Genomic DNA, 14375 nt, shown 5'->3' with positions numbered 1-14375 from the left:
TTTAGGCCCGGACGGACCTGTGCCCGAACATCACGCGCGATGATGTGCCGCTCCGGAAGATGACTACACGCGTTGAATGCAGTCGTTTCTTACAGCGCCTGAACGAGGAATTTCCTACATGCCTGAAGTAACCCTGACCACCCTCAATGGCCTCAAGGCCAAGGGTGAAAAAATCACCATGCTGACCTGCTACGACGCGACCTTCGCCAAGGCCGCCAGCCAGGCCGGTGTCGAAGTGTTGCTGGTGGGCGACTCGCTGGGCATGGTCCTGCAAGGCCACGACAGCACACTGCCGGTGACCACCGCGGACATGGCCTACCATACCGCCAGCGTCAAACGTGGCAACGACGGCGCGCTGATCCTCGCCGACCTGCCGTTCATGGCGCACGCCACCCCGGAGCAGGCCTTCGCCAACAGCGCCACGCTGATGCAGGCCGGCGCCCACATGATCAAGATCGAAGGCGCTGCCTGGCTGGCCGAGACCATCCGCCTGCTGGCCGAGCGTGGCGTGCCGGTGTGCGCGCACATGGGCCTGACCCCGCAGACTGTCAACGTGCTGGGCGGCTACAAGGTGCAGGGCCGCCATGAAGCCCAGGCCCGGCAGATGCGCGCCGACGCCATCGCCCTGGAACAGGCCGGTGCAGCCATGCTGCTGCTCGAATGCGTGCCCAGCGAACTGGCGGCGGAAATCACCAGTGCCGTATCCATCCCGGTGATCGGCATTGGCGCCGGCAGCGGCACCGATGGCCAGGTACTGGTCCTGCACGACATGCTCGGGCTGTCGCTGAGCGGCCGGGTACCGAAGTTCGTGAAGAACTTCATGCAAGGCCAGCCGGATATCCACAGCGCCCTCGTCGCTTACGTCGAGGCGGTCAAGCAAGTCAGCTTCCCAGGCAGCGAACACGGGTTCAGTGCATGAATACAGTCAAGACCGTCCGCGAACTGCGCGCCGCAGTCGCCCGCGCCCGCGGTGAAGGCAAGCGCATCGGCTTCGTGCCGACCATGGGCAACCTGCACAGCGGCCATGCCGCCCTGGTGACCAAGGCTGCGCAGCGCGCCGATTTCGTGGTCGCCAGCATCTTCGTCAACCCGCTGCAGTTCGGCGCCAACGAAGACCTCGACAAGTACCCTCGCACCCTGGCCGCCGACCAGGAGCGCCTGCTCCAGGCTGGCTGCAATCTGCTGTTCGCGCCCAGTGTCGAAGAGATGTACCCCGACGGCATGAGCGTGCAAACCCGCGTCAGCGTGCCCCACCTTTCCGAAGGCCTGTGCGGCGCCAGCCGGCCCGGGCATTTCGAAGGCGTGGCCACCGTGGTCAGCAAGCTGTTCAACATGGTCCAGCCCGACCTTGCCGTGTTCGGTGAAAAGGACTTCCAGCAGCTGGCGGTGATCCGTGCCATGGTGCGCGACCTGAACATGCCGATCCAGATCATCGGCGAGCCCACCGTGCGGGCCGAGGACGGCCTGGCGCTGTCGTCGCGCAACGGTTACCTCACGCCTGAGCAGCGTGCTGCGGCGCCAGCGTTGTACCGCACGCTGCAGCACATCGCTGCTGGCATCGGCCGTGGCCAACGGGACTTTGCCGCGCTGGTTGCCGAAGGCCAGGCGCAGTTGACCGCCGCTGGTTTCCGGCCGGATTACCTGGAAGTGCGTCATGCCGTGAGCCTGCGCCCGGCAGTGATCGATGATCGAGACCTGGTGGTAATTGCGGCGGCTTACCTGGGTAACACACGGTTGATCGACAACCTGTATCTGCATCTGGAAGAGAAGACCGCGTAACGGCCTTGGGCTGCCTTGCAGCCCATTCGCCGGCAAGCCAGCTCCCACCTCGACCGCATCGGCCTCGAGCCATGCGCTATCCCTGCGGGAGCTGGCTTGCCAGCGGTGAGGCCAGTACCGGTAGCGCCCCCAAATCACACCCCGACCGCATCGGCCTCGAGCCATGCGCTATCCCTGTGGGAGCTTGCCAGCGATGAGGCCAGTACCGGTAACACAAAGACCGCTGCGCCCCCAAATCACACCCCGACCGCATCGGCCTCTAGCCATGCGCTATTTCTGTGGGAGCTGGCTTGCCGGCGATGAGGCCAGTACCGGTAACACAAAGACCGCTGCGCCCCAAATCACACCCCGACCGCATCGGCCTCGAGCCATGCGCTATTCCTGTGGGAGCTGGCTTGCCGGCGATGAGGCCAGTACAGGCAATACAAGACAGTTGCCTCCCCCAAATTCCCCCGCCATACCCATTCCCTGCAAGTGGCCTTTGCCTATAATGGTGCCAGCCTGAACCCGGCAATGAGTGCCGTGTCCAAGGTCTCACCACGCACCAAGGGAACCCCGCGCAATGGCGTATTACCGTACACCCCACGATGTCACGGCCCTGCCCGCCTGGCAGGCGCTCCAGCAACACCGCGACGCCATGCAAGGTTTCAGCATGCGCGAAGCCTTCGCCGCCGATGCCAAGCGCTTCGACCAGTTCTCCCTGAGCTCCTGCGGCCTGTTCCTCGACTACTCGAAAAACCTGATCACCGAACAAAGCCGCGACCTGCTGGTGAACCTGGCCAACGAAGTGGGCCTGCAGGACGCCATCAAGTCGATGTTCAGTGGCGAAATCATCAACGCCTCCGAAGGCCGCCCGGTGCTGCACACCGCCCTGCGCCGGCCGGTGGGCGACAAGCTCAGCGTCAACGGCGTGAACGTCATGCCGGAAGTGCACAAGGTGCTCAACCAGATCACCGAACTGGTCGGCCGCATCCACGACGGCCTGTGGCGCGGCTACAGCGAAAAACCGATCACCGACGTGGTCAACATCGGCATCGGTGGCTCGTTCCTCGGCCCCGAGCTGGTCTCCGAGGCGCTGCTGCCCTACGCCCAGCGCGGTGTGCGCTGCCACTACCTGGCGAACATCGATGGCAGTGAGTTCCACGAGCTGTCGGCCAACCTGCGCGCCGAAACCACCCTGTTCATCGTCTCGTCGAAGTCGTTCAACACCCTCGAGACCCTGAAGAACGCCATGGCCGCGCGTACCTGGTACCTGGCCCAGGGCGGCTCGGAAGCCGAGCTGTACCGCCACTTCATCGCCGTTTCCAGCAACAAGGCCGCCGCCGTGGCCTTCGGCATCCGCGAAGAAAACATTTTCCCGATGTGGGACTGGGTGGGCGGGCGCTACTCGCTGTGGTCGGCCATCGGCCTGCCGATCGCCCTGGCCATCGGTACCGCCAACTTCAAGGAACTGCTGTCCGGTGCCTACACCATGGACCAGCACTTCCAGACCGCGCCGTTCGAAAAGAACATGCCGGTACTGCTGGCTCTGCTGGGCGTGTGGTACGGCAACTTCTGGGGCGCCCAGAGCCACGCGATCCTGCCGTACGACCACTACCTGCGCAACATCACCAAGCACCTGCAACAGCTGGACATGGAGTCCAACGGCAAGAGCGTGCTGCAGGACGGCACCCCGGTGAAAACCGACACCGGCCCGGTAATCTGGGGCGGCGTCGGCTGCAACGGCCAGCATGCCTACCACCAGTTGCTGCACCAGGGCACCCAGCTGATTCCGGCCGACTTCATCGTGCCGGTGGTGAGCTTCAACCCCGTGGCCGACCATCACCAGTGGCTGTACGCCAACTGCCTGTCGCAGAGCCAGGCGCTGATGCTGGGCAAGACCCGCGAGGAAGCCGAAGCCGAGCTGCGTGGCAAAGGCCTGAACGAAGCGGACATCGAAAAGCTGGCCCCGCACAAAGTCATCCCGGGCAACCGCCCGAGCAATACCCTGGTGGTGGAGCGCATCAGCCCGCGCCGCCTGGGCGCGCTGGTGGCGATGTACGAGCACAAGGTCTTCGTACAGAGCGTGATCTGGGGCATCAACGCCTTCGACCAGTGGGGCGTGGAGCTGGGCAAGGAGCTGGGCAAGGGCGTTTACCAACGCCTGGTCGGCAGCCTGGAAGACAGCGCCGAAGATGGCTCTACCCAAGGCCTGATCAACTACTTCCGCGGCCGTCACCGCGGTTGATCTGAAACCTTCGCCAGCTTCTTCGCGGGCTCGCCCGCTCCCACAGGTACCGTACAGGTCTCAAGAACTGTTCAGTACCTGTGGGAGCGGGCGAGCCCGCGAAGAGGCCGGCACAGGTTGAACACCTCTCCCAGCTACACTGTCCTATCGAATAGCCGTTGCAGTCCATCGCCCCTTACAAGAGCAGGACCACCCGCCATGTTCGATATCCGCAACTACCCCCAGGCCCTGGCCGTCAGCCAGTCCGCCGCCCTCACCCCCGACGAGTACCGCCGCCTCTACCGCCAGTCGGTGGATGACCCCGACACCTTCTGGGCCGAACAGGCCAAGCGCCTGGACTGGATAAAACCCTGGTCGAGCGTGCAGCAATGCGACCTGAAGACCGGCAGCGCCCGCTGGTTCGACGGCGCCCAGCTCAACGTCAGCTACAACTGCATCGACCGCCACCTGGCCCGACGCGGCGAACAGACCGCCCTGCTGTGGGAAGGCGACGATCCCAAGGATTCCAAGGCCATCACCTACCGCGAACTGCACCGCCAGGTCTGCCGCCTGGCCAATGCGCTGAAAGCACGCGGGGTGAAGAAAGGCGACCGGGTGTGCATCTACATGCCGATGATCCCCGAGGCCGCCTTCGCCATGCTTGCCTGCACCCGCATCGGTGCCATCCACTCGGTGGTGTTCGGCGGCTTCTCGCCCGATGCCCTGCGCGACCGTATTCTCGATGCCGACTGCCGTACGGTGATCACCGCCGATGGAGGCGTGCGCGGCGGCAAACGCATCCCGCTGAAACAGAACGTCGACAAGGCCCTGGCCAGCTGCCCCGCGGTCAGTAGCGTATTCGTGGTGCGCCGCACCGGCGGCGATGTCGCCTGGGCCGAAGGCCGTGACCTCTGGTACCACGAGGCAACGGAAAAGGCCGGCGACGACTGCGCTCCCGAACCGATGGGCGCCGAAGACCCGCTGTTCATCCTCTACACCTCCGGCAGCACCGGCAAACCCAAAGGCGTGCTGCACACTACCGGCGGCTACCTGCTGCAGGCCACCCTCACCTTCAAGGTGGTGTTCGACTACCGAGACGGCGAGGTGTTCTGGTGCACCGCCGATGTCGGCTGGGTCACCGGCCACAGCTACATCGTCTATGGCCCTCTGGCCAATGGCGCGATCTCGCTGATGTTCGAAGGCGTGCCCAACTACCCGGACACCTCGCGCTTCTGGCAAGTGGTGGACAAGCACCAGGTGAACATCTTCTACACCGCCCCGACTGCCCTGCGCGCGCTGATGCGCGAAGGCTCCGCACCGCTGCAAAACACTTCACGCCAGAGCCTGCGCCTGCTGGGCAGCGTCGGCGAGCCGATCAACCCCGAAGCCTGGGAGTGGTATTTCGAGGAAGTCGGGCAAAAGCGCTGCCCCATCGTCGATACCTGGTGGCAGACCGAAACCGGCGGCATCATGCTCACCCCGTTGCCCGGCTCGCAGTCGCTCAAGCCCGGTTGTGCCACCCAGCCCATGTTCGGCGTACAACCAGTGCTGCTGGACGAAAAGGGCAAGCTCATCGAAGGCCCCGGTGCCGGCCTGCTGGTGATCAAGGCCAGCTGGCCCGGGCAGATCCGTAGCGTCTATGGCGACCATCAGCGCATGGTCGACACCTACTTCAAGCCGATGCCCGGCTATTACTTCACCGGCGACGGTGCCCGCCGCGATGCCGATGGTGACTACTGGATCACCGGGCGTATCGATGACGTGATCAACGTTTCCGGCCACCGTATCGGTACCGCCGAAGTGGAAAGCGCGCTGGTGCTGCATGACAGCGTCGCCGAAGCGGCGGTGGTCGGTTACCCCCACGACCTGAAGGGCCAGGGCGTGTACGCCTTCGTCACGCCCATGAATGGCGTAACGCCGGACGACGCGCTCAAGGCCGAGTTGCTGGCCCTGGTCAGCAAGGAAATCGGCAGTTTCGCCAAGCCCGAGCTGATCCAGTGGGCCCCGGCGCTGCCCAAGACACGCTCAGGCAAGATCATGCGGCGTATACTGCGCAAGATCGCCTGCAACGAACTCGACAACCTGGGCGATACCTCGACCCTGGCCGACCCAAGCGTGGTGCAGGGCCTGATCGACAAACGCCTCAACCAGTAACCGGCGGCCGCTGTTCATGGCCGCCCTGAACCACAGGTCGCCATGGAAGCCCTTCGCCGCCGCATCGAAACCCAGGTCATGAGCCTTACCGGGCTGGCCCTCGGCCAGCTCGACCTGGAATCGCCCAAGGGCGACCCCGGCCTGTTCGGCCCGCACAGTATCAGCTGGCGGGTACATGGCGACTTCCCGAGCATGCTGGTCGGTGGCATCAGCGCCCTCATGCTGCAATTGCTGCACCCGCTGGCCCTGGCCGGGGTGTGGGACCATTCCAACTTCCGTGAAGACCTGCTCGGCCGCCTGCGCCGCACCAGCCAATTCATCTCCGGCACCACCTTCGGCGCCACCCGCGATGCCGAGTGGCTGATCGACAAGGTGCGCACCATCCACCTACAGGTGACCGGCACCGCGCCGGATGGCCGCCCATATGCGGCCAGCGACCCGGACCTGCTGACCTGGGTGCATGTGGCGGAAGTCAGCAGCTTCCTCGCCGCCCACCTGCGTTACCGCAACCCGCACCTTGCGCGCACCGAGCAGGATGCCTACTACGCAGAGATCGCGCTGATTGCCGAGCGTCTTGGCGCCCGCGACGTGCCGCGCTCGTGCCAGCAAGTCGAGGACTACCTGCAGCGCATGCGCCCACAGTTGCACTGCGACGCCCGCAGCCATGAGGTGGTCGGCATCCTGCTCGATGCCCCCGCCCCCAGCCGCCTGGCACAGCCAGTGGGCAAGCTGATGCTGCACGCCGGCATCGACCTGCTGCCGGCCTGGGCCCAGGCCATGCTCGGCCTGCAGCACGGCCCGTTGCAGCGGCGCATGATCCGCCTGGGGCTGCAACGCACCGCGCCGATACTGCGCTGGGCGATGCGCGACGGCTCGGCGCATCGGGCCAAACGGCGCATGGGTATCGAATGAGGTCAAATGGTCGCCTCAGCGGAACTGATTTAACGTGCCATACTCCAAGCTCTCCTGCTTAGACAGACGAAGCGACACATGTACAAAGGATTGACTCGCGCCGCTGGCGCACTGCTGGCCCTCGTAGCCCTCTACAGCCTTCTCGGCTTTCTCATTCTCCCCGGTGTCGCGCTGCGCATCGCCAACCAGCAGTTGGCCCAGTACGCGACCGTGCCTGCCCACCTCGAACGGATTGAGCTCAACCCCTTCAGCCTCGAGCTGACGCTGTGGGGCCTGCAGATCGGCGAGCCGGGCAAGGAGCAGGTCGGCTTCGAGCGGCTGTACGCCAACCTCTCGCTCGACAGCCTGTGGAGCGGTGCCCTGCACCTGGACGCAGTGGAACTGGTCAAGCCACGCAACGAAGTGCTATTCGCCAAGGACGGTACCCTCAACCTGACCCGCCTGTTCAAACTGCCAGCCAGCGAAGCCAAGCCTGACGAGCCGCCCAGCGACCCGTTCCCGCTACGCATCGGCAGCATCAAGCTCAGCGACGGCTACCTGCACTTCGAGGACCTGCGCCCGAGCGAGCCGATCGAGTTCCTCTACGACAACATGAACCTGGAGCTGAAAAACCTCAGCACCCTGCCCAACGACAATGCCGACATGACCCTGGTGGCCATCGGCCCCAACGGCGGGCGTATCGACTGGAAAGGTACCCTGAGCCTGGCCCCGATCGCCTCTGAAGGCACACTGAAGATCACCGAAGGCAAGATGAAGGCATTCTGGCCCTATGTGCGCGATGCCGTGCCACTGGTGCTGGAAGAGGGCGTGGTCAGCCTCGACACCCACTACAAGCTCAACCTCGCCAAACAGACCGAACTGTTGCTGGACAACGCGTCGGTGCGCATCGCCCCGTTTGCCATCAAGGCCCCGGATGGCCGGCCGCTGGCACGCCTGGCCAGCCTGGAGGTAAGCGAAACCTCGGTCGACCTGGTCAAGCAGCTGGTCACCGTGGGCAAGATCCGCAGCGAAAAACTGGAAACCTGGGCTGCGCTGGAAAAGGACGGCCAACTCGACTGGCAGAAGCTGTTCGCCAGCCAGCCGGCCAAGGCCACGCCGAAGGAAAAGGCCGAGCCGGCAGCCGCCGAACCCACGCCCGAACAGCAAGCCGCCAAGGAGCCGAGCAAACCCTGGCAGGTGCTGCTCAAGGATGTGCAAGTGCGTAATTACCTGGTGCACTTGGCAGACCGTACCCAGAAGGAACCGGTAGCCCTTGACGTCGGCCCGCTCAACGCCGACCTGCAAGGTTTCGACAGCCTCAACAAGTCGCCCTTCACCCTCAAGCTCGATACCGGCGTGGGCAAGCAAGGCAAACTGCAGGCGGCCGGCCAGGTCAACCTGGCGCCCATCTGGGCCAAGCTGGACGTGAGCACCCGCGACATCGACCTGCGAGTGGCCCAGGCCTATATCAGCCCGTTCATCCTGCTGGAGCTACGCAGCGGCATGCTCGCCAGCGACCTCAAGGTCGACCTGAAGAACACCGCACCGCTGGCCTTCAGCGTTACCGGCAAGGCACAGGTCAGCCAGCTGCACACCCTCGACACCATCAAAAGCCGTGACTTCGTCAAATGGCAGCAGGTGAACGTCGACGGCCTGTCCTACGTGCACGGCGATGCGCTGTCGATCGACAAGGTGACTCTGCTGCAACCCTATGCGCGCTTCATCATCAACGAGGACCGCACCACCAACATCAACGACCTGCTGATCCCGCAGCCGGCCGGCGCCCCGGCGACCAGCCAGGCCAAGCCGGCCGCTGCCAGCAACGACAAGCCGCTGGGCATCCACATCGGCCAGATCGACATCAACGACGGCTCGGCCAACTTCGCCGACCTGTCCCTCACCCCCAACTTCGCCACGGCCATCCAGCAGCTCAACGGCCGGATCGGCACCATCGACAACCGCAAGCCGGTGCCGGCCAAGGTCGACGTCAAGGGCAAGGTCGACCGCTACGCGCCGGTCACCATCAAAGGCGCCCTCAACCCGTTCAACCCGCTAGCCAGCCTGGACATCGCCACCAGCTTCAAGCGGGTCGAGCTGACCACACTCACCCCCTACTCCGGCAAGTTCGCCGGCTTCCGCATCCGCAAGGGCCGGCTCAACCTCGACCTGCACTACCTGATCACCAATGGCCAGCTGAAGGCTGAAAACAAGGTGGTGGTAGAGCAGCTGCAGTTGGGCGAGAAGGTCGACAGCCCGGACGCAGTGGACCTGCCGATCCGCCTGGCGGTGGCGCTGCTGAAGGACACCGAAGGCAAGATCTCGATCGAGCTGCCGGTGTCCGGCGACCTCAACAACCCGCAGTTCAGCGTGATGCCGATCGTCTGGCAAACCCTGCGCAACCTGGTGTTGCGTGCGGCGCAGGCACCGTTCAAGTTCATTGGCGGGCTGGTTGCCGGCGGTGGCTCGGAAGACCTGGGCAACGTGGCCTTCGCCCCGGGCTCCAGCGAGCTCGGTAGCGACGCCCAGGCATCGCTGGACAAGCTGGCGTCGGCCCTGAAGGAACGCCCGGAACTGCGCCTGGAAATCGAAGGCACCAGCGCCCAGGCCAGTGATGGCCCGCTGATCGCCCAGCAGCGCCTGGAGCGCGAGTACCAGGCCACCTGGTACAAGATCCTGCAGCGTCGCGGTGACAAGGTGCCGGCCAATGCCTCGATGCTGGTGGTCGACGACAGTGACAAACCGGCGATGCTCGAAGGCATCTACCGTAACCGCCTGAAGCAGCAGCCGCCTGCCGAATGGGAGCAACTGGGCCGCGACGAGCGCACCGCCAAGCTGCGCGAGGCGGTGATCAAGTCCTGGGCCGAGAGTACTGCGCTACTGCGCACGCTGGGCCAGGAGCGGGCCAGCAGCATCAAGGATTACCTGGTGGACAAAGGCCAGCTGGAAGATGACCGGGTGTACTTCATCGATACCAACCTGGGCCAGGCCGAGAGCGATGGGCGGGTGGTGACGCCGATGCATCTGGATGCCGAGTAACTTCTACTAGCAGGTCTGGCCTCTTCGCGGGCTTGCCCGCTCCCACAGGGACCGCACACAGTTCAAGGCCTGTGCAGTACCTGTGGGAGCGGCCAAGCCCGCGAAGAGGCCGGTACAGGCTTCACACCAAACGCTGCCCCGACACCGCCGGATGGTACAACGGCTGCACCTTGTTCCCTGCCGGGTCCAACAGGTGGAAGCTGCGCGCCCCGTCACCATGGTTGAACGGCCGGTCCAGCAAGGTCACGCCGTGCGCCTTGAAGTACTGGTACCAGGCTTCCAGCTCCTCCACGCTATCGACGATGAACCCATAGTGGTCCAGGGTCTGCAACCCATTGGCCGCCCCTGCCCCGCGCCCCAGCGACAGGTTGTCGTTACCACAAGTGAGGTACACCAGGTCTTCGTTGGCGCGGTTCAGCACTTCCATGCCCAGCACATCGACGTAGAAGCGTTCACACTCCTCCAGGTTGGGTACCAACAAGGCAATATGACGCAGGCCGTTCAGGCGGCCAGGGCGTGCAGGCAATTCGGACATTGGCGAGGCTCCATTTTTGTATACAATTCATAATAGAATTTAAAACAAAAGGAGAGCCTTGTGTATAGCCTGTTCATCAAGACCCGAGTGAAGCCCGGTTACGCCGATGAATTTCTGACTGCGATCAAGGTCAATGCCGCGGCTTCCGTTGCCAACGAACCTGGCTGCCTGGTGTTCGATGTGTCGCAGGACCGGGCCGACCCGGAGGTGATCTACCTGTACGAGATCTACCGCGATGATGCGGCGTATGACGCGCATACGCAGACTGCGCACTTTCGCGATAGCCGGCCGTTGGTCGAGCCGCTGATCGTCGAGCAGGAATGCTTCGAGAGTGATGTGATTGCGCGTAATCCGGTGTACTAGCCGTCAATGAAAAGCCCCGGCAAATAGCCGGGGCTCGGAGCGAAGGTGGCCAAATCCTTTTGGCCGACGGGACATTCCTTATTCGGCTTTCAGGCCGTCCGACATCACACTCTTGACGCCTTTGATGTTCTTGGTAATACGTACAGCTTCTTCTTTCTGGGACTGAGTCACCGCCACGTCAGACGACAGCGAGACGACACCTTGGCTGGTCTCGACTTTGATGTCGCTGCCTGGAATACCTTTTTCAGTCAGCAGGTCCGCTTTCACTTTGGTGGTGATCCAGGTGTCAGAACCTTCCTGCTTGGCGTTGTCCACGGTATTGGCGGCCAACATGACTGGAGCCTGGGTTGGCTCTGCAGCGAATGCGCCGTTAGCCATGGTCAGGGTCAGGGCGGTAGCAGTAGCGGCAGCAATGGCGAACTTCTTCATGTGAGTCACTCCTGTTTTTCGAAAGGTCTGCGCCGTATGTCCTGGCGTCAGATATGAAGGTAGTTGCACGCGCTGTGCCAGCTTTTCCGCTTCGCCTGTTTCCTTTAAAATCAATAAGTTAGCGAAAAACCAGCATTCCCGTCGTCGTGCATTTTGCAATCTGCACGGTAAACCTGCATGCAAGATGCAAGTCCGCAAAAGGTTCCCTTTCGCCCATGAAAAAAGGGCCCCGAAGGGCCCTTTTCCTGTTGCGTGGCAGTCGCTTAGACGCCCGAGGCCTTGGCCGCGGCAACGTCCTTGATCGACAGCTTGATACGGCCGCGGTTGTCCACGTCCAGTACCAGCACTTCGACTTCCTGGCCTTCTTTCAGGATGTCGGTGACTTTCTCGACGCGAGCATCGCTCAGCATGGAGATGTGCACCAGGCCGTCCTTGCCAGGCAGGATGTTGACGAAGGCACCGAAGTCGACGATGCGCTCGACCTTGCCGACGTAGATCTTGCCGATCTCGGCCTCGGCGGTGATGCCCAGGATGCGCTGCTTGGCAGCCTCTGCCGCTTCCTTGGTTTCGCCGAAGATCTTGATCGAGCCGTCGTCTTCGATGTCGATCGAAGCCTTGGTCTCTTCGCAGATGGCGCGAATGGTGGCACCACCTTTACCGATGACGTCACGGATCTTGTCGGTGTCGATCTTCATCGCGATCATGGTCGGGGCGTTGGCCGACAGCTCGCTACGCGACTGGGCGATGATCTGGTTCATCTGGCCGAGGATGTTCAGGCGCGCTTCCAGGGCCTGGCCCAGGGCGATTTCCATGATCTCTTCGGTGATGCCGTTGATCTTGATGTCCATCTGCAGCGCAGTAACACCCTTGGCGGTACCGGCTACCTTGAAGTCCATGTCGCCCAGATGGTCTTCGTCACCCAGGATGTCGGTCAGGACGGCGAACTTGTCACCTTCCTTGACCAGGCCCATGGCGATACCGGCAACCGGTGCCTTCATCGGTACACCGGCGTCCATCAGGGCCAGGGAAGCACCACAGACCGAAGCCATGGAGCTGGAACCGTTGGATTCGGTGATTTCCGATACCACGCGGATGGTGTACGGGAAGTCGCTGTCGCTCGGCAGCATGGCCTGCACGCCACGACGGGCCAGGCGGCCGTGGCCGATTTCACGACGGCCGGCGCCGCCCATGCGGCCGCACTCACCCACCGAGAATGGCGGGAAGTTGTAGTGCAGCATGAACGGGTCTTTCTTCTCGCCTTCCAGGGTGTCCAGCAGCTGGGCGTCACGGGCAGTACCCAGGGTCGCGACGACCAGGGCCTGGGTTTCGCCACGGGTGAACAGCGCCGAACCGTGGGTCTTCGGCAATACGCCGACTTCGATGTTCAGCGGGCGGACAGTGCGGGTGTCACGGCCGTCGATACGCGGTTTGCCGTTGACGATGTTCTCGCGGACGGTGCGGTATTCCAGCTCGCCGAAGATGTCCTTGATGGCGCTGGCGGACGGGCCGGTCTCTTCGTTGCTCAGACGGGCAACAGCCTCGTCGCGCAGCTGGCCCAGGCGGTTGTAACGGTCAGCCTTCTGGGTGATGGTGTAGGCCTGCGAAACGGCTTCGCCGAACTCGCCACGCACCAGGTTCATCAGCTCGACGTTGGCTGGGGCTGGCTGCCAGTCCCAGGTCGGCTTGCCGGCTTCGGCGGCCAGTTCCTTGACGGCCTGGATCACGGCCTGGAATTCGTCGTGGGCGAACAGTACGGCGCCCAGCATCTGGTCTTCGGTCAGCTCTTTGGCTTCCGATTCAACCATCAGTACAGCGTCGGAGGTACCGGCAACGACCATGTCCAGGCTCGAGGCAGCCAGTTGCTCGTAGGTCGGGTTCAGCAGGTAGCCGGTGCTTTCGTGGAAGGCAACGCGAGCGGCGCCGATCGGGCCTTCGAACGGAATGCCGGAAATGGCCAGGGCAGCCGAGGTACCGATCATCGCAGCGATGTCCGGGTCGGTCTTCTTGCTGGTGGAAACCACGGTGCAGACGACCTGCACTTCGTTCATGAAGCCTTCCGGGAACAGCGGACGGATCGGACGGTCGATCAGGCGCGAGGTCAGGGTCTCTTTCTCGGAAGGACGGCCTTCACGCTTGAAGAAGCCACCCGGGATCTTGCCGGCGGCGTAGGTCTTTTCCTGGTAGTGGACCGACAACGGGAAGAAACCCTTGCCTGGATCGGCCTGTTTGGCGCCTACCACAGTCACCAGCACGGTGACGTCGTTGTCGACGGTCACCAGCACGGCGCCGGTTGCCTGACGGGCAATACGGCCCGTTTCGAGAGTAACGGTCGATTGACCGAACTGGAAAGTCTTGATTACCGGGTTCACGGTTTCCTACCTTTTTCAGTGGCTCTTGGGGGAACTGGTTTCTTGCGAATTCTTGGGCAGAACGGGGAATCGGCCCCATTGACCGTCCAGATACAACACGAGGCTGGGAGCCTGGCACCAAGCGGAAAATCCGCTCAGCATTGCCAGGCTGCCAACCTCGGAGATACGCGTGGCGTGTCCAACGGCAGCACTGCAAAACAGCCCTGCCGAAGCCTGCGACACGCCATGCACACCACTGGCCAGGCCGCTATTAGCGACGCAGACCCAGGCGACCGATCAGGGCGCTGTAACGAGTGGTGTCTTTGCCCTTCAGGTAGTCCAGCAGCTTACGACGCTGGTTGACCATACGAATCAGACCACGACGGGAGTGGTGGTCTTTGTCGTTGGCCTTGAAGTGGCCTTGCAGCTTGTTGATGTTGGCGGTCAGCAGAGCAACCTGCACTTCCGGGCTACCGGTATCGCCGGCGGCTTGCTGGTATTCGGCAACGATCTGAGCTTTTTCTTCAACGCTGAGGGCCATTTGGCTTCTCCTGATAACGGATCCCGCATGCGGGGTCCAATAGGCCAGGGACAAATCCCTGTATTAATAAAAAAGGTGTGACCGTGCCTACTG

11 protein-coding genes are annotated in these 14375 nt (G+C 63.1%); 7 read left to right on the top strand and 4 right to left on the bottom strand.

Features of this window, described 5'->3' with window-relative positions; all coding sequences use genetic code 11:
* The first annotated feature begins 118 nt into the window (after positions 1 to 118).
* The 6 genes from panB (at position 119) to CAG44_RS20035 (ending at position 10066) form a co-directional block, all read left to right on the top strand.
* A complete protein-coding gene (gene panB, locus CAG44_RS20060; RefSeq protein ID WP_075046418.1) occupies positions 119 to 919 on the top strand; it encodes a 3-methyl-2-oxobutanoate hydroxymethyltransferase in 801 nt (266 codons plus the stop codon).
* The gene (gene panC, locus CAG44_RS20055) at positions 916 to 1779 is read left to right on the top strand and encodes a pantoate--beta-alanine ligase (RefSeq protein ID WP_025340691.1); all 864 of its coding nucleotides are present in this window, start codon (positions 916 to 918) and stop codon (positions 1777 to 1779) included. Before panB ends, panC begins: the two co-directional genes overlap by 4 nt.
* A gap of 562 nt (positions 1780 to 2341) precedes the next feature.
* Entirely contained in the window at positions 2342 to 4006 is a 1665-nt protein-coding gene (gene pgi / locus CAG44_RS20050) for a glucose-6-phosphate isomerase (protein ID WP_025340692.1), read from the top strand.
* Positions 4007 to 4204: 198 nt separating this feature from the next.
* A complete protein-coding gene (acs, locus tag CAG44_RS20045; protein ID WP_085692852.1) occupies positions 4205 to 6139 on the top strand; it encodes an acetate--CoA ligase in 1935 nt (644 codons plus the stop codon).
* Between the two features lie 42 nt (positions 6140 to 6181).
* Positions 6182 to 7051: an oxygenase MpaB family protein gene (locus tag CAG44_RS20040; RefSeq protein ID WP_085591709.1), complete on the top strand. Its 870-nt coding sequence runs from the start codon at positions 6182 to 6184 to the stop codon at positions 7049 to 7051.
* Between the two features lie 78 nt (positions 7052 to 7129).
* The gene (locus CAG44_RS20035; RefSeq protein WP_085692851.1) at positions 7130 to 10066 is read left to right on the top strand and encodes a DUF748 domain-containing protein; all 2937 of its coding nucleotides are present in this window, start codon (positions 7130 to 7132) and stop codon (positions 10064 to 10066) included.
* Positions 10067 to 10187: 121 nt separating this feature from the next.
* Here the strand turns inward: CAG44_RS20035 and CAG44_RS20030 are convergent, their stop codons facing one another.
* On the bottom strand, positions 10188 to 10601 hold the full coding sequence (locus tag CAG44_RS20030) for a VOC family protein (protein WP_010955354.1): 414 nt from the start codon (positions 10599 to 10601) through the stop codon (positions 10188 to 10190).
* 60 nt (positions 10602 to 10661) lie between these two features.
* Here CAG44_RS20030 and CAG44_RS20025 point away from each other — a divergent pair, with 60 nt between their 5' ends.
* Positions 10662 to 10964: a putative quinol monooxygenase gene (locus tag CAG44_RS20025; protein WP_085692850.1), complete on the top strand. Its 303-nt coding sequence runs from the start codon at positions 10662 to 10664 to the stop codon at positions 10962 to 10964.
* A gap of 78 nt (positions 10965 to 11042) precedes the next feature.
* Here CAG44_RS20025 and CAG44_RS20020 read toward each other — a convergent pair whose 3' ends face one another.
* The 3 genes from CAG44_RS20020 to rpsO form a co-directional block, all read right to left on the bottom strand.
* The gene (locus CAG44_RS20020; protein ID WP_025340697.1) at positions 11043 to 11393 is read right to left on the bottom strand and encodes a BON domain-containing protein; all 351 of its coding nucleotides are present in this window, start codon (positions 11391 to 11393) and stop codon (positions 11043 to 11045) included.
* A 263-nt stretch (positions 11394 to 11656) separates the two neighbouring features.
* Positions 11657 to 13762 carry a polyribonucleotide nucleotidyltransferase gene (pnp, locus tag CAG44_RS20015; RefSeq protein WP_075046423.1) on the bottom strand — a complete coding sequence of 702 codons (2106 nt, stop codon included), beginning with the start codon at positions 13760 to 13762 and terminating at the stop codon, positions 11657 to 11659.
* Between the two features lie 250 nt (positions 13763 to 14012).
* The gene (gene rpsO / locus CAG44_RS20005) at positions 14013 to 14282 is read right to left on the bottom strand and encodes a 30S ribosomal protein S15 (RefSeq protein ID WP_003249971.1); all 270 of its coding nucleotides are present in this window, start codon (positions 14280 to 14282) and stop codon (positions 14013 to 14015) included.
* Positions 14283 to 14375: the final 93 nt, after the last annotated feature.

The organism is Pseudomonas sp. B13(2017) (genome assembly GCF_002113245.1).
GTDB lineage: Bacteria > Pseudomonadota > Gammaproteobacteria > Pseudomonadales > Pseudomonadaceae > Aquipseudomonas > Aquipseudomonas putida_Z.
This window is presented reverse-complemented; position numbering and strand designations above follow the sequence as displayed.